Source organism: Arthrobacter sp. C2, from assembly GCA_024207135.1.
In the GTDB taxonomy this organism is placed as follows: Bacteria; Actinomycetota; Actinomycetes; order Actinomycetales; family Micrococcaceae; genus Paeniglutamicibacter.
The window spans coordinates 3,229,473-3,246,152 of the sequence record CP042428.1 but is presented as its reverse complement, the minus strand read 5'-3'; the positions used below and the strand labels follow the sequence as shown (position 1 = coordinate 3,246,152).

General features: G+C 68.2%; 19 protein-coding genes. 6 read left to right on the top strand and 13 right to left on the bottom strand.

The genetic code is table 11. The annotated features are described in order from the left end of the window. Positions 1-20: 20 nt before the first annotated feature. Positions 21-992 (bottom strand): universal stress protein, encoded by a 972-nt coding sequence (locus FPY90_RS15045; protein WP_307580414.1) that lies wholly within the window; start codon positions 990-992, stop codon positions 21-23. 169 nt (positions 993-1,161) lie between these two features. On the opposite strand from FPY90_RS15045, the gene FPY90_RS15040 reads away from it, so the two are divergent. Continuing rightward, a complete protein-coding gene (locus FPY90_RS15040) occupies positions 1,162-2,628 on the top strand; it encodes an NCS2 family permease (RefSeq protein ID WP_071214585.1) in 1,467 nt (488 codons plus the stop codon). 96 nt (positions 2,629-2,724) lie between these two features. Here FPY90_RS15040 and FPY90_RS15035 read toward each other — a convergent pair whose 3' ends face one another. The 5 genes from FPY90_RS15035 to FPY90_RS15015 form a co-directional block, all read right to left on the bottom strand. Further along, a complete protein-coding gene (locus FPY90_RS15035) occupies positions 2,725-3,864 on the bottom strand; it encodes a methyltransferase (protein ID WP_498681845.1) in 1,140 nt (379 codons plus the stop codon). Between the two features lie 134 nt (positions 3,865-3,998). Then, positions 3,999-4,877 (bottom strand): spermidine synthase, encoded by an 879-nt coding sequence (locus tag FPY90_RS15030; RefSeq protein ID WP_217641886.1) that lies wholly within the window; start codon positions 4,875-4,877, stop codon positions 3,999-4,001. After that, entirely contained in the window at positions 4,870-5,391 is a 522-nt protein-coding gene (locus tag FPY90_RS15025; RefSeq protein ID WP_498681844.1) for a GNAT family N-acetyltransferase, read from the bottom strand. The genes FPY90_RS15030 and FPY90_RS15025 overlap by 8 nt, the downstream gene beginning before the upstream one ends. A 92-nt stretch (positions 5,392-5,483) precedes the next feature. Further along, the gene (locus FPY90_RS15020; protein WP_071214582.1) at positions 5,484-6,173 is read right to left on the bottom strand and encodes an O-methyltransferase; all 690 of its coding nucleotides are present in this window, start codon (positions 6,171-6,173) and stop codon (positions 5,484-5,486) included. A 5-nt stretch (positions 6,174-6,178) separates the two neighbouring features. After that, on the bottom strand, positions 6,179-6,484 hold the full coding sequence (locus FPY90_RS15015) for a thiamine-binding protein (protein WP_071214581.1): 306 nt from the start codon (positions 6,482-6,484) through the stop codon (positions 6,179-6,181). A 149-nt stretch (positions 6,485-6,633) separates the two neighbouring features. Between FPY90_RS15015 and FPY90_RS15010 the strand changes: the two genes are divergently transcribed. Further along, complete coding sequence (locus tag FPY90_RS15010) at positions 6,634-7,068, top strand: hypothetical protein (protein WP_071214580.1); 435 nt, start codon at positions 6,634-6,636, stop codon at positions 7,066-7,068. On the opposite strand, the gene FPY90_RS15005 is transcribed toward FPY90_RS15010, so the two are convergent. The 4 genes from FPY90_RS15005 to FPY90_RS14990 all read right to left on the bottom strand — a co-directional run bounded on the left by FPY90_RS15005 (position 7,065) and on the right by FPY90_RS14990 (position 9,733). Then, positions 7,065-7,379 (bottom strand): AzlD domain-containing protein, encoded by a 315-nt coding sequence (locus tag FPY90_RS15005; RefSeq protein WP_498681840.1) that lies wholly within the window; start codon positions 7,377-7,379, stop codon positions 7,065-7,067. The two genes, FPY90_RS15010 and FPY90_RS15005, sit on opposite strands and share 4 nt — an antisense overlap. Continuing rightward, the gene (locus FPY90_RS15000; protein WP_071214578.1) at positions 7,376-8,086 is read right to left on the bottom strand and encodes an AzlC family ABC transporter permease; all 711 of its coding nucleotides are present in this window, start codon (positions 8,084-8,086) and stop codon (positions 7,376-7,378) included. Before FPY90_RS15000 ends, FPY90_RS15005 begins: the two co-directional genes overlap by 4 nt. An 80-nt stretch (positions 8,087-8,166) precedes the next feature. After that, positions 8,167-8,841, bottom strand: a complete 675-nt coding sequence (locus FPY90_RS14995) for an alanyl-tRNA editing protein (RefSeq protein ID WP_071214577.1) — start codon at positions 8,839-8,841, stop codon at positions 8,167-8,169. A gap of 10 nt (positions 8,842-8,851) precedes the next feature. Next, a complete protein-coding gene (locus FPY90_RS14990) occupies positions 8,852-9,733 on the bottom strand; it encodes a glycerophosphodiester phosphodiesterase (protein ID WP_307580430.1) in 882 nt (293 codons plus the stop codon). Between the two features lie 115 nt (positions 9,734-9,848). Here FPY90_RS14990 and FPY90_RS14985 point away from each other — a divergent pair, with 115 nt between their 5' ends. Continuing rightward, positions 9,849-11,120: a DUF445 domain-containing protein gene (locus FPY90_RS14985; RefSeq protein WP_307580431.1), complete on the top strand. Its 1,272-nt coding sequence runs from the start codon at positions 9,849-9,851 to the stop codon at positions 11,118-11,120. On the opposite strand, the gene FPY90_RS14980 is transcribed toward FPY90_RS14985, so the two are convergent. From FPY90_RS14980 to FPY90_RS14970, 3 genes are all read right to left on the bottom strand, one after another. Next, on the bottom strand, positions 11,117-11,938 hold the full coding sequence (locus tag FPY90_RS14980) for a hypothetical protein (RefSeq protein WP_498681838.1): 822 nt from the start codon (positions 11,936-11,938) through the stop codon (positions 11,117-11,119). The genes FPY90_RS14985 and FPY90_RS14980 overlap by 4 nt on opposite strands. Before the next feature lie 159 nt (positions 11,939-12,097). After that, positions 12,098-12,550: a DUF2871 family protein gene (locus FPY90_RS14975; RefSeq protein WP_498681837.1), complete on the bottom strand. Its 453-nt coding sequence runs from the start codon at positions 12,548-12,550 to the stop codon at positions 12,098-12,100. 170 nt (positions 12,551-12,720) lie between these two features. Next, the gene (locus FPY90_RS14970; RefSeq protein ID WP_071214572.1) at positions 12,721-13,347 is read right to left on the bottom strand and encodes an alpha/beta hydrolase; all 627 of its coding nucleotides are present in this window, start codon (positions 13,345-13,347) and stop codon (positions 12,721-12,723) included. Positions 13,348-13,417: 70 nt separating this feature from the next. Between FPY90_RS14970 and FPY90_RS14965 the strand changes: the two genes are divergently transcribed. The 3 genes from FPY90_RS14965 (at position 13,418) to FPY90_RS14955 (ending at position 16,651) form a co-directional block, all read left to right on the top strand. After that, positions 13,418-13,993: an Lrp/AsnC family transcriptional regulator gene (locus FPY90_RS14965; protein WP_498681834.1), complete on the top strand. Its 576-nt coding sequence runs from the start codon at positions 13,418-13,420 to the stop codon at positions 13,991-13,993. Between the two features lie 143 nt (positions 13,994-14,136). Further along, positions 14,137-15,216 carry a histidinol-phosphate transaminase gene (hisC, locus tag FPY90_RS14960; RefSeq protein WP_498681832.1) on the top strand — a complete coding sequence of 360 codons (1,080 nt, stop codon included), beginning with the start codon at positions 14,137-14,139 and terminating at the stop codon, positions 15,214-15,216. Beyond that, positions 15,209-16,651: an amino acid permease gene (locus tag FPY90_RS14955; RefSeq protein WP_498681831.1), complete on the top strand. Its 1,443-nt coding sequence runs from the start codon at positions 15,209-15,211 to the stop codon at positions 16,649-16,651. Before hisC ends, FPY90_RS14955 begins: the two co-directional genes overlap by 8 nt. Positions 16,652-16,680: the final 29 nt, after the last annotated feature.

Genomic DNA, 16,680 nt, shown 5'->3' with positions numbered 1-16,680 from the left:
CTCATCTGACGGGAATCGGCCTACAGGCCGTTGGCCCTGTCCTCGAACTCCTGGCGAGAAGCCAGCCGCGGGTCGTCCCCGTCGGGAACCACCATCACGGGGCCCTTGGAGTGGTGCAGCACACCCTGGCTGGTCGAGCCCAGGAGCATCCCCGCAAAGCCTCCACGGCCGCGTGAGCCGGTCACCAGCAGCCTGGCGGTCTGGGATTCACGGATCAGGATTTCCACCGGGGCGCCGTCGATCACGTCGGTCTCGATTTCCAGGCCCGGGAACAGGCTCTGCAGCCAGGCCTTGCCGATGCCCATCTGGTGGCGCACGTCGGCGGTGACGGCTTCCTGGTCGACGGTTGCCGGCATCCAGGCCAGGGCGCCGCTGATCGGGGCCAGTGCACAGACCACGCGCAGCGTCAGTCCGCGGGTGGCGGCCAGCTCGGCGGCAACGAGCACGGCCAGGCGCGCCCGGTCCGATCCGTCCACGCCGACGACGATGCGGTCCTGGACCTGGACGTCGCCTTCCTCTCGTTTGGCAACGCACAGCGGCACCACGACGGTCGGGCACTTGGCGTGGGCCGGAAGTGCACTGGAAACCGATCCGAGCAGCCTTCCGACGAATCCGCCGCGGCCCCGGGTGCCGACCACGATCAGCTCGGCCTGCCGGCTCAGGTCCAGCAGCACCCCGGCCGGGTCGCCGGACTCGATGTAGGTACGCACCGTGATGTCCGTGTCGGTGATCGTGGCACGCGCCTGGCGGACGACTTCCTCGGCGCCGTTGCGGATCAGTTGGTCGTCCAGCGTGGCATAGCCTGCATCCATGGACGAGGCGGCGAAGACAGGGATCGTGTAGGCCGTCACGATGTTCAGGATGCTTCCGCGCCGCTTGGCTTCCTGTGCGGCCCACTTCAGGGCGCAAAGGCCCTGGTCCGAACCGTCGACACCGACAACGATTCCCTCGATGACCTCGGCGTCACCCTCGGGCCTGTTGTTTTCGCTCATCGTCTTCACTCCTACGCGTCACGGTCTGGGTCCTCGCGGGCTTCCCCGTACGAGGTCCCGTGCTTCCATTGTTCACCACAGTGTGACGTGGGTCTATCTGTTGCCGAGCGTGGCGCATTTCTCCCTTGTTTTTTCGCCTAGCGGCGTAAAACCGAACTATACTTCCCCCATGCCCTCACAGGAAAACTCCCTCCTCGAAAAGACGAAAGTTTCGCGTCTGGACCGTTACTTCAAGGTCTCCGAACGCGGATCCAACTACTCCAGAGAAATCCGTGGCGGCTTTGCCACCTTCTTTGCCATGAGCTACATCGTGGTGCTGAACCCGCTGATCCTTGCCGGTGCGGATTCCAACGGCGACTCCCTGGGTTCGGCCCGGGTCGCCGCCGCCACCGCACTGGTTGCCGGCATCATGACTATCCTGATGGGTGCCTGGGCCCGGCACCCCTTCGCCATGGCCACCGGGCTGGGCGTCAATGCCTTCATCGCCGTGACCGTGGCAACCAACCCCGGGCTCACCTGGCCCGACGTCATGGGCCTTGTCATCGTTTCGGGCCTGACCATGCTGGTGCTGGTGCTCACCGGCTTCCGCACCGCGGTGTTCAACGCCGTGCCCGCGAGCCTCAAGTCCGCCATCGTGGTCGGCATCGGCATGTTCATTGCGCTGATCGGGCTGGTCAACGCCGGCTTCGTGCGCCGCATCCCGGATGCCGCCGGAACCACCGTCCCGGTCGGCCTGGGCTTCGAGGGCACGCTGGTCGGCTGGCCCATCCTGGTGTTCATCGTCGGCCTGCTGCTGACCATCGCCCTGGTCGTGCGCAAGACCAAGGGCGCCATCCTCATCGGCATCATCGTCTCCGCCGTCCTGGCAAACGTCCTCGAGGCCGTGTTCAAGATCGGCCCGTCCTTCGACGGCACCACCGCCAACCCGCAGGGCTGGTCGCTGGTGGCCCCCTCGATGCCGAACTGGGCGCTGCCGGACCTCTCGCTGATCGGGCAGGCCAACATCTTCGGCGCCTTCCAGAACCTCGGCGTGACCGCAGCCCTGCTGCTGGCCTTCGTGATCCTGCTGTCCATCTTCTTCGACGCCATGGGCACCATGGTGGGCCTGGCCAATGAGGCCGGCTCCGTGGACAAGGACGGGAACATCCCTGACGTGGACAAGGTGCTGCTGGTCGACGCCATGGGTGCCGTGGTGGGCGGCGGCGCTTCGGCTTCCTCCAGCCAGATCTACGTGGAGTCCGGTGCCGGCATCGGCGAGGGCGCCCGCACCGGCCTGGCTTCCATCGTCACCGGAGTGCTGTTCCTGGCCGCGATGTTCCTGACCCCGCTGATCCACCTGGTCCCGTTCGAGGCCGTAGCCCCGGCCCTGGTGGTCGTTGGCTTCATGATGATCTCGCACGTCTCGAAGATCGACTGGAACGACATGGGTGTGGCCATCCCCGCGTTCCTGACCTTCGTGCTGATGCCCTTCACCTACTCGATCGCCAACGGCATCGGGGCCGGCTTCGTGTCCTTCGTGTTCATCCGGGCCATCCAGGGTCGCGCCCGCGAGGTGCACCCGCTGATGTGGGCAGTTGCCGCCGCCTTCGTGCTGTTCTTCGGCATCGGCGTCATCGAGCAGGCAATGGGCGCCTAGCCCGCGGCATTGGACACCGCCTGCACGGAAGCGGGCCGCGGGGAGGAAATCCTCCCCGCGGCCCGCTTCTTTTGTCTCCCCGGCGCGTTCGTGCGGCTACCTGGCCTCGAGCTTCCACAGCGAGGTGACCTCGGCCGAGCGTTCGGCGTGGAACGGGTCGGACGCGTCGGCGGCGCGGCCGTGCGACGGTACGGTGTCATCGCGCCCGCGCACCACCAGCCCGGCCTCCTCGATCCACCCCAGCAATTGTTCGCGGGTGCGCAACCCCAGGCGCTCGGCCAGATCGGAAATGACCAGCCAGCCCTGCCCGCCCTCGGAAAGGTGCGCCGGCAGGCCCCTGAGGAACGCACGCAGCATGGCCGATTTCGGGTCGTAGACCGCGTAGTCCAGCAGCGTCTGCGGGGTCCCGGGCAGCCACGGCGGGTTGCACACCACCACGTCCGCTTTGCCCTGCGGGTACATGTCCTGCACGATGGCGGTGGCGCTGCCGGACAGGCCCAGAGCCTCGAGGTTCGCGTTGGCGCAGGCCACGGCCCGGGCCTGCGAGTCGGTGCCGGTGACCTGCCCGACGCCGCGTTGGGCCAGGATCGCTGCCAGCACCCCGGTGCCGGTGCCGATGTCGAAGGCCAGCGCGGTGCCCGGAAGTTCCGCGCGTGCCACCAGGTCCAGGTATTCCCCGCGCACCGGGGCGAAGGTGCCGTAGTGCGGGTGGATCCTCGCGCCCAGGGCCGGAACGTGCAGCCCGGTGGCCCGCCACTGCTGGGCGCCGATGGCCCCGAGCAGTTCCTGCAGGGACACCACGGTGGGTTCGTCGACCGGGCCGAAGGCGTTGAGCCAGGCCTCGGAGACGTCGGGGGCGCGGCGCAGCGGGACCACGGGTCCCGGATCCACCGGGACCAGCAGCATTGCCAGCACCCGCGCGCGCTGGGTGCGCGCCTGGCGGTACTTGTAGAAGCGCTCGGCGGTGGTGGGTTCCGCGGCGTTGCGCTTGGGCTTGGCCCGCGTTCCGTCGGGGATGCGCCGGGCGATCGCCCCGAGCAGCTGGCGGGCGTTGTGGTAGTCCCCGGTGAAGAGCAGGCCGGTGCCCGCCGCGGCCAGCCGGTAGGCCTCGTCGGCGCCGAGTGCGTCGTCGACGACCTGGATGCTGCGGGGCGCGGCCGCGTCGTTGGCCGAGGACCAGCGGGCGCTGCGTTCCTCTCCCTCACGCGTGAAGGAAATTGTTGCCGGGGTATTCATCGCGGTGCGTGGCTCCTGCTCAAGATGGGTGGGTCGTGCGGCGAAACCGGTTCCGCCGCGGTTCGGTCGCGGAACCCAAGCCTATAGCGGGCGGCGGGCGGCCACCCTCCGGCGAGGCCAGGGGCCGGGCCGGTCTAGAGCGCGGTGGAGTGGCGCGCGAAGTTGCGCACCGTGGCATCGTCCCAGTGCTGGGCCGGGACCCCGCCGCCGAGCAGTTCGCGGATGAACCCGGCCCCGGCGGGGATCGGCGCATGCGATCCGGCGATGATGACGTTTCCGTGGCGCCGGCCCTTGAGCATGGTCGGGTCCGCGACGATGGCCACGTGCTTGAAGACAGCACCGATGGTGGCGGCCTCCCGCCTGGCGTTTTCCAAGGCCGGGGTGTCCCCGCAGTTGACGATGTACAGCCCGTCGGCGTCCAGCACGCGGGCCGCGTGCGCGGTGAACGCCAGGGTGGTCAGGTCCTTGGGCGTCTGGTCCCCGGCGAAGACGTCGCGGATCAGCAGGTCGCGGGTGGCGTCGGTGAGCGTGGCCAGCACGGCCCCGGCCTCCCCCACGCGGATCCGCAGCAGCGGTGCGCGCGGCAGGTCGAACCAGGCACGCACCAGTGCGGCGAGCTTGCCGTCCAGTTCGACGACGACCTGGCGGGCGTTGGGGTAGGTGTCCGAGGCCCAGCGCGCCATCGAGCAGGCGCCGCCGCCCAGGTGCAGGACCCTCAGCTTGTGCCCCGCCGCCTCGATCTGCGAGGGGACAAAGCGCGAACGGATCAGGGCCGCGATCCACCGCATGTATTCGAAGTCCAGGTGCCCGGGGTCGGCCAAATCCACGTGCGAGGAGGGGACGTCGTTGATGCGCAGCAGCCAGCCGGTGGGCGAGTACGGGTCCCGTTCCAGTTCCGCGGTGCCGGTGTCGATGGGGTAGATGCCCTCGAGCGGGCCGTCGGTCGGTGCGGCCAGGGAGGTGGGCGCCACCGGGGCGTTGTTCCGGGATCCCTTGTTCCTGCCCTTAGCCACGGTCGGCACCGTGGCGGACCATGCGCAGCTCGTTCAGCCCGGCCCAGTCGTCGACCAATGCCTCGACGCGGCCGTCGGCGACGAAGCCGTGCTTCTCGTAGAACCGGCGGGCACGCGGGTTGTGCTCAAGCACCCAGAGCACCGCGTCGCGGTTCCCCAGCGCGGCGGCCATCAGGCGCTCGCCCAGTCCGGTGCCGTGGTGCGAGGCCAGGACGTAGAGGACCTGCAGTTCGATGGCGACCTGCGTGTCCGCGTCGTCGTCCGCCGCGGGCCCGCCACCGGCCACGCCAACGACGTCACCCGATGCGCTGGTGGCGATCCACAGCTCGGCGCCCTGGGCCAGGCCGCGGGTCCACCAGTCGGCCTGTTGCTCCAGCGACGCGCGGGCGTTGGCGAAGAAGGAGGCGGGGCGCTGGCTGCCATAGGCCTCTTCCCAGGATGCGAGCTTCATTTCGAGGGCTGCGGGAATGTCTTCGGGCACGGCAAGTCGGATGGTGCAGGGATCGGTAGTCACAGGGGCAAGCTTATGCGCTTGGCGGCCGCCGCGACGAAAGGAGCGGGCACCCCGAATCAGCCCCGCCCCGGGGCCGTTGCCTGCCGGGCTTCCTAGCGGACGACGGCCAGGGCAAAGCCGTCCCAGCCCTTGGCCCCGACGGTCTGCAGTGCCGTGGCGTCGAGCCGCGGGTTGGAGCCGAGCACATCGATCCCCTGCCGCACGCCGTTGACCATCCGCCCGGCCTCGGAGAGCGGATCCCCGGGCCGCAGCACCGCGCCCTCGCGCACCACATTGTCCACCACGATGACGCTTCCGGTGCGGCCCAGCGCGATGGCCAACTCGATGTAGTGCCCGTTGTTTTCCTTGTCCGCATCGATGAATATCAAGTCAAAGGGTTCGCCGCCCTCGGCCAGCAGGGCATCGAGGGTGTCCAGGGCCGCGCCGATGCGGATGTCGACCCGGTCCTCGACCCCGCACGCGGCAAGGTTGTCCGCGGCCACCCGGGCGTGCAACGGCTCGTACTCGCAGGTGGTCACATGGCCGCCGGGGCCGACCCCGCGGGCCAGCCAGGTCGTGGAATACCCGCCCAGGGTGCCGATTTCCAGCGCCCGCCTGGCACCGGCGATCTGGGCCAGCAGCATCAGGAACTTGCCCTGCACCTCGCTGACCTCGATGTGCGGCAACCCGGCGGCGTGGGCGCGTTCCCGCGCCTTCGCCATTTCCGGTTCCGGGGCGAGCAGTTTTTCCACCATGTACTTGTCGACGTCGGCCGGGCCGGGCACGGCAGCTGGGGTATCCATGTTTGCTACTCCTGTGAGTTGATGGCCTTTTCCAGTCGCTCGATCTTTCCGGTCAGCTCGCCGGTGTAGCCGGGACGGATGTCGGCCTTGAGCACGAGGGATACCCGGGAACCGTAGGCGGCAACGGCTTCGGTGGCCCGCTTGACGACGTCCATGACCTCGTCCCATTCGCCTTCGAGTTCCGTGAACATCGAGGAGGTGGAGTTGGGCAGGCCGGAGTCCCGGACGACCTTGACGGCGGCGGCCACGGCTTCGTGGACGGACCCGTCGGTGTTGTCGGTGCTGGGGGCGACAGAGAAGGCAACAATCATGCTTCCACTGTGCCACCGCGGCACCGACATGTCACTTGCCGGCGCCGGAAACACGACATGCAAGGAGATCCGTTGTTGTTTTCCTTGCCAAGCGCCGGGGGCTCTGCAAGGCTCAAGCCCAACCGGAAAATACTTGGGAGACGGTAGACATGGGGGCATTTCTGAGGATCGGAGCGGCCGCGGTGCTGCTTGGTGTGCTGGGCGGCTGCTCCGCCGGGCCCCTTGTCCCGTCGCGGGCATCCCCGAGCGACGCCTTGGAGGACCTCATGGATCTTGTTCCCGGCGAGGCCCAGGTTCTGATGGGCATGGGGTCGGCCGACCGGGCGACGGTCAAGGCAACCGCCAAGCTGGGGCGCTACGAGGGAACCCGGCTGACGTTGATGGCCGTGTGCGCCGGGTCCGGGACGCTGCATCTGGAGCTGGAACACGGCAACCTGTTGGCGGTTCCATGCGACCGGAAGGTTGCCACGGTGGACGTCTTCGTCACGGGCACGGCCCGTCCGGGCTTCGTGTCAATCGCCCTGGAGCCGGGCAACACCTATTCGACGCTGGTTTTTGCCAGCGCCCCGGGGCAAGGGTCCTAGCCCCAACCCAGGTAGCGAGCCAGGGCCGCGGCCCCTGCGCCGACGATGACCACCACGAGGAACGGGGCGCGCAGCAGCAGCGCGACGCCGGCGGCAAGCAGGGCCGCCACCCGCGCATCGAATGCCACCGCGGTTCCGCTGGCCACGGTGTTGACGATGGTCAGTGATGCCAGCAGGCCGATGGTCAAGGTCCCCGCGGCACGGGTCATCTTCTCGTTTTCAAGGATCTTTTCCGGGACCAGGTAGCCCAGGAGCTTGATGCCGTAGGCTGCCGCGCAGCCGGCAAGGATCCACCACCACAATTCGCTCATTCGGACTCCCCACGTGTTGCGCGCGGCTCGACATCCGGTTCGAGCCCCTCCGTTGCCGGTCCCCGCCCGAAGTAGCCCCACACGCCCGCAACGAGGGCCGCCACCAGGATCGGCACACCCGGCGGGACCAGCGGGATCGCCAGGACGGTGGCCAATGCGCACACCGTGGCGATGGCAACCGGTTCGGCCGATTTCAGGCGGGGCCACAGCAGCCCCAGGAACGCCGCCACCGCGGCACCGTCAAGGCCCCAGGCCTTGGGGTCTCCCAGCGCGTCGCCAAGCAGGGCCCCGGCGACGGTAAAGATATTCCACAAGACGTATACGCCGATTCCCGCGACCCAGAAACCGCGTTTCTGTTCGGCCGGGTCGCTCTGCCCGGCGGCGGTGGCCGTGGATTCGTCGATGGTCACCTGCGCGGCCAGCAGCTTTTTCAGTCCGTTCGGTCTGAGCATGGCCTTGATCTGCATGCCGTAGACGGCATTCCTTACGCCCAGGAGCGTGGCCGCGCCAAAGGCCGCCCCCGGGGAACCCCCGCCGGCGATCACCCCGATGAAGGCGAATTGCGAGCCCCCGGTGAACATCAACAGGCTCAGCGCCATTACCTGCCAGAGGTTCAACCCTGCGGCAACGCCCAGCGCGCCGTAGGAAATCGCATAAAGGCCCGTGGCAACCGCAATGGATGAACCGATCTTGGTTGCTGGAGTCATGAGGGATGGCACGGCATCAAGCTTAGCCATCGCCGATGCCGCCGCGTGCATCGTGGTCTGCGGTTGCCTGTGGCCCGGGCTTAGGCGTGGGTGGCCTCGTAGCGCACCTTCAGTGCGCCGCGTTTGATCTTGGCCTCCAGGATCCGGGCACCCTTCAAGGCACCCAGGTCGCTGACGTGGGTGCCGCCGCACGGTTCGGCGTTGACCCCGGCGATCGCCACGGTGCGGATCCCGTGGGCGTCAATGCTGCTGGTGACCGGCGCCCGGGTGTCGATCAGTTCCTGCATCCGCGCCTGGAGCTGCGCGATAACCGCGGCACGGGTGTCCGGGTCGCCGAGGTCCTCGGCGACAGACTCGGGGTGGAAGTCCAGGCGGGCCTGGCCGGGGAAGTGGCTGTGCCCGCTGTGCCGCCAGCCCCGCTCCTCGCCCAGGAATCCAACCAAGTGGCCGGCGGTGTGCAGGGCGGCATGCAGCAAGCGGGTGCCGGGATCCACGGCGGCGTGCACCGTGGTCCCGAGCCCGGGCAGTTCCTCGCCGGACAGGACCACCAGGCCGTTCCCTTGGCGAGCCACTGTGACTTCGCGGCCATCGACCGTGCCGGCGTCCTCCATCTGTCCCCCGCCGCGCGGGTGGAAGATGTTCGGGCCCAACGCGATCCACGCTTCGCCGGCATCGGTGTGCCCGGCGGCGATGACGACGGTTTCGGTCTCGAAGAGGTAGGTGTCGGAGAAATATGCGCTTGTTTGTGGTTCCACGAATGCCAGCCTACGCTTCGGCTCCCGGGCACCCGTTCAGGCCGAGGTGTTCCTTGATGGCCGCGGGAACGTTGCTGGTGAGTTGGGCGACCCCGCGCTTCACGAGGTAGCTGGCGTCCTGCGGGTCATCGACGGTCCACACCCGGAGTATCGCCCCGCGGGCCAGCCAGGCATCGGTCAGTTGTGGGTACTTGCGCATGTAGGCCACGCCCGGGCCGGCGAGCTGCGGCACCCCGGAACCAAGCAGGTCGACCCCCGCGGTCATGGCCCGGGCCAGCACCGCGGCCACGCCGGCCCTGTCGGTTTCCCCGGCCTTGACCAGCTCATCGATCCACTCCTCGTCGACCTCGGTGACCAGTTGGCAGACGTGGTCCGGGGACACCCGTTCCATCAGGTACCGCACCGAATCCGGGTCGAAGCTCATGAAGGAGACCTGGATGTTGCCCAGCGCGGAGGTCTCCGCGTCCCAACCCAGGGCCGAAAGCTCCTCGAACATCGCCTCCTCCAGCCGCCTGCCGAAGGGGCTTGGATGCTTGATCTCCACGGCCAGGCCGATGGGACGGCCGGCATCCTGCAGGAGCCCGACGAGTTCACCCAGCGTCACCAATTGCTCGTGCAGCCCCCCGTAGGCCGCCGGGATCGCCGGGTTCTTCCAGGACGAAAAATCCAGTGCCTTCAACTCCGACAGGGTCTTTTCCCCTACCCGCCCGCTGGAGTCCGAGGTCCTATCGACCGTGGGGTCGTGGTGGCACACCACGAAGCCGTCCGAGCTCAGGTGGATGTCGCACTCGATGCCGTCCGCCCCGTCAGCAAGGGCTTGCATGTAGGCTGCGCGCGTGTTTTCCGCGTAGGCCTGTGACGAACCGCGGTGGGCATAGACGAGGGTTCTCATGCCTTTCACGCTACCGCCGGGCACGGCATCCGTGCCGCTTCCCGCGCCTGTGGCTTAGTGAACTATCGTTGGAACCCTGTCCCACCCGCACGCCCAGGCCAAGGGAGCCGCACCCATGACATCGACAGGATTCGGCCTTGCCGCAGCAAACGATGCCGCCAAGGCGGTCGCGCTGCGCAAGATGAAACGCCTGGCCACCTCCCTGCTGGCGGTCTTTGCCGTGATCTTCGCCGTGGCCTTCGCGCTGCAGCACAGCTACCCGTGGCTGGAGTACGTGCGGGCGGCGGCCGAGGGCGGAATGGTTGGCGCATTGGCCGACTGGTTCGCCGTCACCGCCCTGTTCAAACACCCGATGGGGCTCAAGATCCCGCACACCGCGATCATCCCGCGCAAGAAGGACCAGATCGGCGAAAGCCTGGGCCAGTTCGTGCAGGAAAACTTCCTCTCCCGGGAGGTCGTGGACGCCAAGCTGCAGCAATTCGATGTCTCGCGCAGCGTCGGGACGTGGCTCGCCAAGGACGAGGCGGCCACCCGGGTTTCCCAGGAGGTTTCCACGGTGGCCCGGGCGGTGCTGGAGGTCTTGGACGACCGCGACGTGCTGGCCCTGCTGGAGTCGCTGGCCAAGAAACACATGCTCGCCCCAGAGTGGTCCTCGACCCTGGGGCGGATCATGGCGCGCGTGGTCGCCGACGGGCACCACAAACCCGCGGTGGACCTGCTGGCCGAACGCGCCGAGCAGTGGGTCGACGGCAACCGCGTCATGATCGTGTCCCTGGTCGCCGAGCGTTCCCCTTCCTGGGTGCCGGCGATGGTCGACACCCTGCTGGGCGAGAAGCTTCACCGCGAGCTGCACAAATTCGTCCGTGCCGTGCGCGAGAACCCGCACCACCCGATGCGGCTGAGCATCGATGCGTGGCTGGAGAAATTCGCCACCGACATGCAGGACGACGCCGAAATGATCGCCAAGGTCGAGGCCTTGAAGCATTCGGTGCTGGGGGATGCGCAATTGCGTGATCTTGCGGCCACCAGCTGGTCCTCGATCAAGGCCGGCCTAATCGACTCCATGGAAAACCCGGAATCGGAACTGCGCCGATCCATGATTGCGGCGATCCGCGACCTCGGCGCCAGGCTGCGCGACGACGCGCAGCTCGCGGCGAAGGTCAACGGGTGGGTGGGCAACGCCGTGGGCTACGTCGTGGAGAACTACCGCGGGCAGATCACCTCGCTGATCACCGAGACCGTGGCCCGCTGGGACGGGCGGGAAACCAGCGAAAAGATCGAGTTGCAGGTGGGACGGGACCTGCAGTTCATTCGCATCAACGGCACGGTCGTGGGCTCCCTGGCGGGCCTGGCCATCTTCACGGTGGCCAACGCGCTGCTGCGTTAAGGCGTCTCGCCGGCTTCCAGGCTCGTTCCGCGCCGCAGGCGTTCGGCCTCGATGCCGGCCTCGACCTCGGCCATGGCCTCGCGCCGTTCGCCCTCGCTGACCAGTTGCCCGGGGATGGTGGTCGGCAGGGTGCCGAAGGCCAGGCCCGCGGCCTCGATGACCTTCTTGCCCAGGAAGCGGTTGCCGAAGCCACCAACCGCCGCGCCGATGCCAAAGGGGACCATCCGCCCAAGCATCGAAGCACCCTGGGTGGCGAACATCTTCTTCAGGAAGGTCCGCTGGATGGTTCCCTGCAGCGTCGAGACCAGGCTGGAGGGTTTGTTGGTCCCGAACATTGCCGCCCATCCCTTGACGGGTCCCGCGCCGTGGCCTGCGGCCTGGTGGGTCAGGGCCGAAATCATCGAGCTGCCCTCGTCGCCCAGCAGGATCGCCATGACCAGGAGACGGGCCTTGTCCGGGTCCTCGGTGGTGATGCCGTGAAGTTCCGCCAGTGATTGGGCGTAGAGGGCGCTGGCCTCGAGGAAGGCCACGGTTGCAGCGGCCGAAAACCCCAGGGCCGCGACGGTCCCCACGCCGGGGATGGCCGCGGTGGCACCCACCGCAGCACCGGAGCCGGTGATGGTGAGCAGGTAGTCGCGCTCGACCAGCTTGGCCAGTTCCGCCGCGCTCCGGTCCGGGTTCTTGCGCCGCATCCGCCGCAGGTAGGCCAGGACCATGGGGCGCTGCACGCCAACGGCCTTCATGATGGCGCCCTGCACTCCCGGCTTGGGCTTGCCGTCCGGGCCAATGACAGTGGAGGTAATCGGGTTCTTTTTCATCCTGCCCCCACTCTATGGGCACCGGGCCGGTCGCCGTAAACGTATTTTCGCTGGGCATATGCTGGCAACCGCACCGCCCGCCCTGCGGCAAGCCCGTGGCGCGGCGGGTTTCCGCGGCGGAAGGCGCCGCGCCGCGGGCGCAACCGGCTTGGCGTCCCCTCAGCGACCGGCGAGCGCCGGCGCAACCGGGCCGACGGCCTCGGCCTTCTTCAGCGCCGCCCGCAGGGACACGAACAGCACGGCAACGGCCAGCGAGATGTGTCCCAGGCCGGCGATCCCGGCGAAGGCCGCCGAACTGGCGTCGGCGCCCAGCACCACGAGCGTCCCCTTCACCAGCATCATCCCTCCGGTCACCGCTACGCCGAGCGTCCACAGCCAGTAGAACCAGGTGAAGGCGCGCGGGGCGGCGGCGGTGATGGCGAAGAGCTTCTCCAGCGCCAGCACGATGAGCAGGAAGACGAAGCCGAGCACCAGCAGGTGCGTGTGGACCAACGGCAGCTGGGAGGCCGAGCGGTCCATGAAGTCGTTGGCCTTGGTCAGCTCCCGGTAGTACAGGCCCGAAAGGACCCCGGTGGCTCCAAAGGCAAAGGCGGTGTAGAGCAGGCGCATCATGAGAGTGTTCTTCCTTGTCGCAGGTGCCCGGGCAGGCGATGGTTGTGCCGGCAGGACCCGAGGGGCCCGGGCCTTGCCGCATCCCACCACCAACTCTGCCCGGAAGCGTTCCCGCCCGGATCAACCATCCGGTTGATCCTGCTTGTCGCCCCCGCCAGGCGCAGGCCTGGTCAGGGTGCCAGGTAGTGCTTGAGGAAGTTGCGCACGTCGCGGCGTTCGTCCGCCCCGAACCCGTGCCCCATCTCCGGGTAGGTGCGTGCGGTCAGCGCCGTGTTGCCCGCCAGCCATTGGTCCGTGTGGGCGATGGCGTCCGGGTTGATGACCACATCGCGCGGGTCCCGTCCCCAGAAGCACGGGATCGCGGCCCCGGGCTCGGGAACCGTGTCCGTGAGGTTCAGCAGTTCGTTGGAGAGCACGAAGCCGCTCAGGCCCACGAGGGCCTTGTAGGTTTTGGGCCGCAGCCGATGCAGCGTGGTGGCCATGGCCATGCCCTGGGAATGCCCGAGCACGCTGATCGAACGGTAGCCAAGGGCGTGGCGGTCCTGCCAGTCGAAGACCCGCTGCGCGGCGGCGACGACCTGGGCAAAGTCGTTGGCCAGGAAGTAGTCCAGCAGGAACCAACCGCAGCCCCCGCCCACATCCATCGGGCCGCGCAGTGCCACGCCGGTGGCGTGCGGCGGAAGTTCGTCGAACCAGCCCGTCATGCGTTCGGGGTTCGAACCGTACCCGTGGAGCACCACGACCAGGTCGGTGCCTTCACGCTGCGGCGCCGGGCGCGAATAGATTCCCTCATCCATTCCTCCACCGTAACCGGTGCCGGGCCACCCGATTCGCGCGGACGGTGAGCCGCATCGCATACTGGGGCGCATGAGAATCGATTCGTTGGACGTGTCGCTGATCGAGCTGTTCACCGATTTTCCCGGCATCGGGGTCATGGAGTGCTCCAAGCGCCTGGGGGTGGCCCGCGGCACCGTGCAGAACCGGCTCAACCGGCTGCACGAGTCCGGGGTGATCACCCGGATTGCCCCGCACATCGATGCCGCGGCCATGGGTTACCCGGTCACGGCATTCTGCTCGCTGAGGATCCAGCAGAACCTGGGCCACGACGGCATGGCGGAGAAACTCGCGCAGATCCCCGAGATCCTCGAACTGCACACCGTCTCGGGCTCCAGCGACTTCCTCGTGAAGATCGTCGCCCGCTCGACGGCGGACCTGCAGCGGGTGCTCGATGCGATTTCCTCCACCGAGGGCATGGGGCGCTCCGCCTCCTCCATCGTGCTGGCAACGCACTTCGAGAACCGGGTCATCCCGTTGGCGAGGGATGCAGCCCTCCGGAATCCCGAGCCCGCCCCCGAGCCCGGCGGGCGGTCGCGAAACGGCGTGCAGCGCAATGGCGGTACGCTGAATGCGGCTAGAAAAAACATTGGACACAATGCCCAGTGATTCACGACGCACAGTGAACCTTGTGTACATGTTGTGCGGTGTTTTGCCGGGCGGTTGACCCGCCGGAGCTTGTTTTCGTAGCTTTTGTGAGTCACGTCACCGGCGACGTGCGAGCAGCTTGTTTTCGAAAGGCACCCCCCACCATGAGCATTGTCCAGCGCACATCCCTGCACGCGATCCCCGCCTACAAGCAGGGCGCCACGCCGGGTGCCGGTCAGCAGGCGTTCAAGCTCTCCTCTAACGAGAACCCCTACCCGCCGCTGGATTCGGTCGCCGGCGGGCTTGCCGCGGAACTGGGCGCCATCAACCAATACCCCAACGCCGCGGCCCCCCAGCTGGTTGGCGCACTGGCCGCACGCCTCGGCGTGGAGCCGGGCACCATTGCCCTGGGTGCCGGCTCGGTCGAGGTCGCAGGACAGCTGATCCACGCCACCGCCAACCCGGGCGACGAGGTCGTCTTTGCCTGGCGCTCCTTCGAGGCCTACCCGATCCTCACCCACGTGGCCGGGGCAACCCCGGTGGCGGTGCCGCTGGACGCGCGCGGTGCCCACGACCTTCCCGCCATGGCCGAGGCCATCACCGAGCGCACCGCGCTGGTGTTCATCTGCAACCCGAACAACCCGACCGGCACCGTCGTGGACACCGCCGCGGTCGATGCCTTCATGGCCAAGGTCCCGGCCCGCGTGCTGGTGGTCATCGACGAGGCCTACGTCCACTTCAACACCGACCCGGGCTCGGCCATCGGCCTGGATTTCTTCCGCCGCTATCCCAATGTCGCGGTGCTGCACACCTTCTCCAAGGCCTACGGGCTGGCCGGGCTGCGCATCGGCTACGCCGTGGCTCCCCCGGAGGTCGCCGCGAACCTCCGCAAGACCGCCGTCCCCTTCGGCGTCACCGCCCTGGCCCAGCGCGCCGCGGTGCTTTCGCTGGAGCACGAGGGCGAACTGCAGGTGCGCATCGACAACCTGGTCGCCGCCCGCGAAACCCTGCTGGCCACGCTCCGCGACGCCGGAATCAACGCCACCGATTCCCAGGCCAACTTCATCTGGATTTCCACCGGCGAGGACACCGGGGCCGTGGATGCGGCGCTGCGCGCCTCCGGCATCTGGGCGCGTGCCTTCCCCGGGGAAGGCATCCGGATCTCCATCGGGTCCGCCGAGGCCAACGAGACCATCGCCACCGCCCTCATCTCCGCACTGCAGGAAGCCCCCGCCCATGTCTAGCAACGCCGTGGCTCCCAAGACCGCGAGCCTGAACACCCGCCAGATCACCATGATGGGCCTGGGCGGCGCCATTGGCGCCGGACTGTTCATCGGCTCCGGGCAAGCCGTTGCCGTGGCCGGCCCGGGCATCATCCTGGCCTTCGCGCTGGCCGGCTTCCTGGTCATCCTGATCATGAACATGCTCGGCGAGATGGCCGCGGCGAACCCGTCCTCGGGCTCCTTCTCCGTCTATGCCGCCAAGGCCATGGGTCCCAACGCCGGGGCGATCATCGGCTGGCTCTACTGGATCCAGGGGGTCATCGTCATCGCCGCCGAGGCCACCGGCGCCGCGGCCATCATCGGCGGCTGGTTCCCCGGGGTTTCCCAGGGCACCTGGTCGCTGCTCTTCGTGGTGCTGCTGACCGCCGTCAACCTCGCGAACGTGGCGCGCTTCGGGCAGTTCGAGTACTGGTTCTCCTTCCTGAAGGTGGCCGCGATCGTGGCGTTCCTGGGCATCGGCGTGGCGATCATCCTAGGTTTGGTGCCCGGGGTGGCGGCCACGGGACTGTCCAACCTGGTGGCGCACGACGGCTTCCTGCCCAACGGCCTGGTCGGGCTGTGCGCCGGGCTGCTGATGGTCATCTTCGCCTTTGGCGGCATCGAGATCGTGGCCATTGCCGCGGCCGAAAGCGACGACCCGCGCACCTCGATCCGCAAGGCCGTGCGCGGCGTGCTGTTCCGCGTGCTGGTGTTCTACGTGGGCTCGGCCCTGGTGATGGTCTCGGTGCTGCCCTGGTATTCGCCGGAGCTTGCCGCCTCGCCGTTCGTCGCGGTGCTCACCTTCGCGCACATCCCCTGGATCGACTCGGTCATGGCCCTGGTGGTGGTCATCGCCCTGCTCTCGGCCATGAACGCGAACATCTATGCCGCCTCGCGCATGTTGCTTTCGCTCTCCGAGCGCGGGATCGCACCCAGGGTCATCCAGGTGCGCAACCGCAGAAACACCCCGTACGTCGCGGTGACCGCCTCGGTGGTCCTGTGCACGGTCGCGGTGGTCATGAACTACCTGGCCCCGGATTTGGTCATGCCGATGCTGCTCAACGCCGTGGGCTCCACGCTGCTGGTCACCTGGGGGTTCATCGCGGTGTCGCAATTGATCCTGCGCATCCGCGCGGACCGGGACCCGTCCATCCACCTGCCGGTGCGGATGCCGTTCTTCCCGTACCTCTCGATCCTGGCACTTGTGATGCTCGCGGGCATCGTGGTGCTGGCGCTCTTCGACCCCGCCAGCCGCACCCAGCTGCTTGCCACCCTGGGGCTCACGGTGGCAATCGGGGTGCTCAACGCCCTGGCCCAGCGGCGCGCCCGGCGCCTGGCGGCCCCCGGGGCCCCCGGAGCCGGGGTCCAGCCAGGGGAATCCGCGGACGCGGAGCGTGGCGACCACCGGGTTTCCTGACCCGCCGGCCGCCCCGAATGCCGAACGGC

Coding starts and splice junctions, on each gene's coding strand:
- FPY90_RS15045 (WP_307580414.1), bottom strand. CDS start 992: ATGAGCGAAAACAACAGGCCCGAGGGTGACGCCGAGGTCATCGAGGGA.
- FPY90_RS15040 (WP_071214585.1), top strand. CDS start 1,162: ATGCCCTCACAGGAAAACTCCCTCCTCGAAAAGACGAAAGTTTCGCGT.
- FPY90_RS15035 (WP_498681845.1), bottom strand. CDS start 3,864: ATGAATACCCCGGCAACAATTTCCTTCACGCGTGAGGGAGAGGAACGC.
- FPY90_RS15020 (WP_071214582.1), bottom strand. CDS start 6,173: ATGGATACCCCAGCTGCCGTGCCCGGCCCGGCCGACGTCGACAAGTAC.
- FPY90_RS15015 (WP_071214581.1), bottom strand. CDS start 6,484: ATGATTGTTGCCTTCTCTGTCGCCCCCAGCACCGACAACACCGACGGG.
- FPY90_RS15010 (WP_071214580.1), top strand. CDS start 6,634: ATGGGGGCATTTCTGAGGATCGGAGCGGCCGCGGTGCTGCTTGGTGTG.
- FPY90_RS15005 (WP_498681840.1), bottom strand. CDS start 7,379: ATGAGCGAATTGTGGTGGTGGATCCTTGCCGGCTGCGCGGCAGCCTAC.
- FPY90_RS15000 (WP_071214578.1), bottom strand. CDS start 8,086: ATGACTCCAGCAACCAAGATCGGTTCATCCATTGCGGTTGCCACGGGC.
- FPY90_RS14990 (WP_307580430.1), bottom strand. CDS start 9,733: ATGAGAACCCTCGTCTATGCCCACCGCGGTTCGTCACAGGCCTACGCG.
- FPY90_RS14985 (WP_307580431.1), top strand. CDS start 9,849: ATGACATCGACAGGATTCGGCCTTGCCGCAGCAAACGATGCCGCCAAG.
- FPY90_RS14980 (WP_498681838.1), bottom strand. CDS start 11,938: ATGAAAAAGAACCCGATTACCTCCACTGTCATTGGCCCGGACGGCAAG.
- FPY90_RS14975 (WP_498681837.1), bottom strand. CDS start 12,550: ATGATGCGCCTGCTCTACACCGCCTTTGCCTTTGGAGCCACCGGGGTC.
- FPY90_RS14970 (WP_071214572.1), bottom strand. CDS start 13,347: ATGGATGAGGGAATCTATTCGCGCCCGGCGCCGCAGCGTGAAGGCACC.
- FPY90_RS14965 (WP_498681834.1), top strand. CDS start 13,418: ATGAGAATCGATTCGTTGGACGTGTCGCTGATCGAGCTGTTCACCGAT.
- hisC (WP_498681832.1), top strand. CDS start 14,137: ATGAGCATTGTCCAGCGCACATCCCTGCACGCGATCCCCGCCTACAAG.
- FPY90_RS14955 (WP_498681831.1), top strand. CDS start 15,209: ATGTCTAGCAACGCCGTGGCTCCCAAGACCGCGAGCCTGAACACCCGC.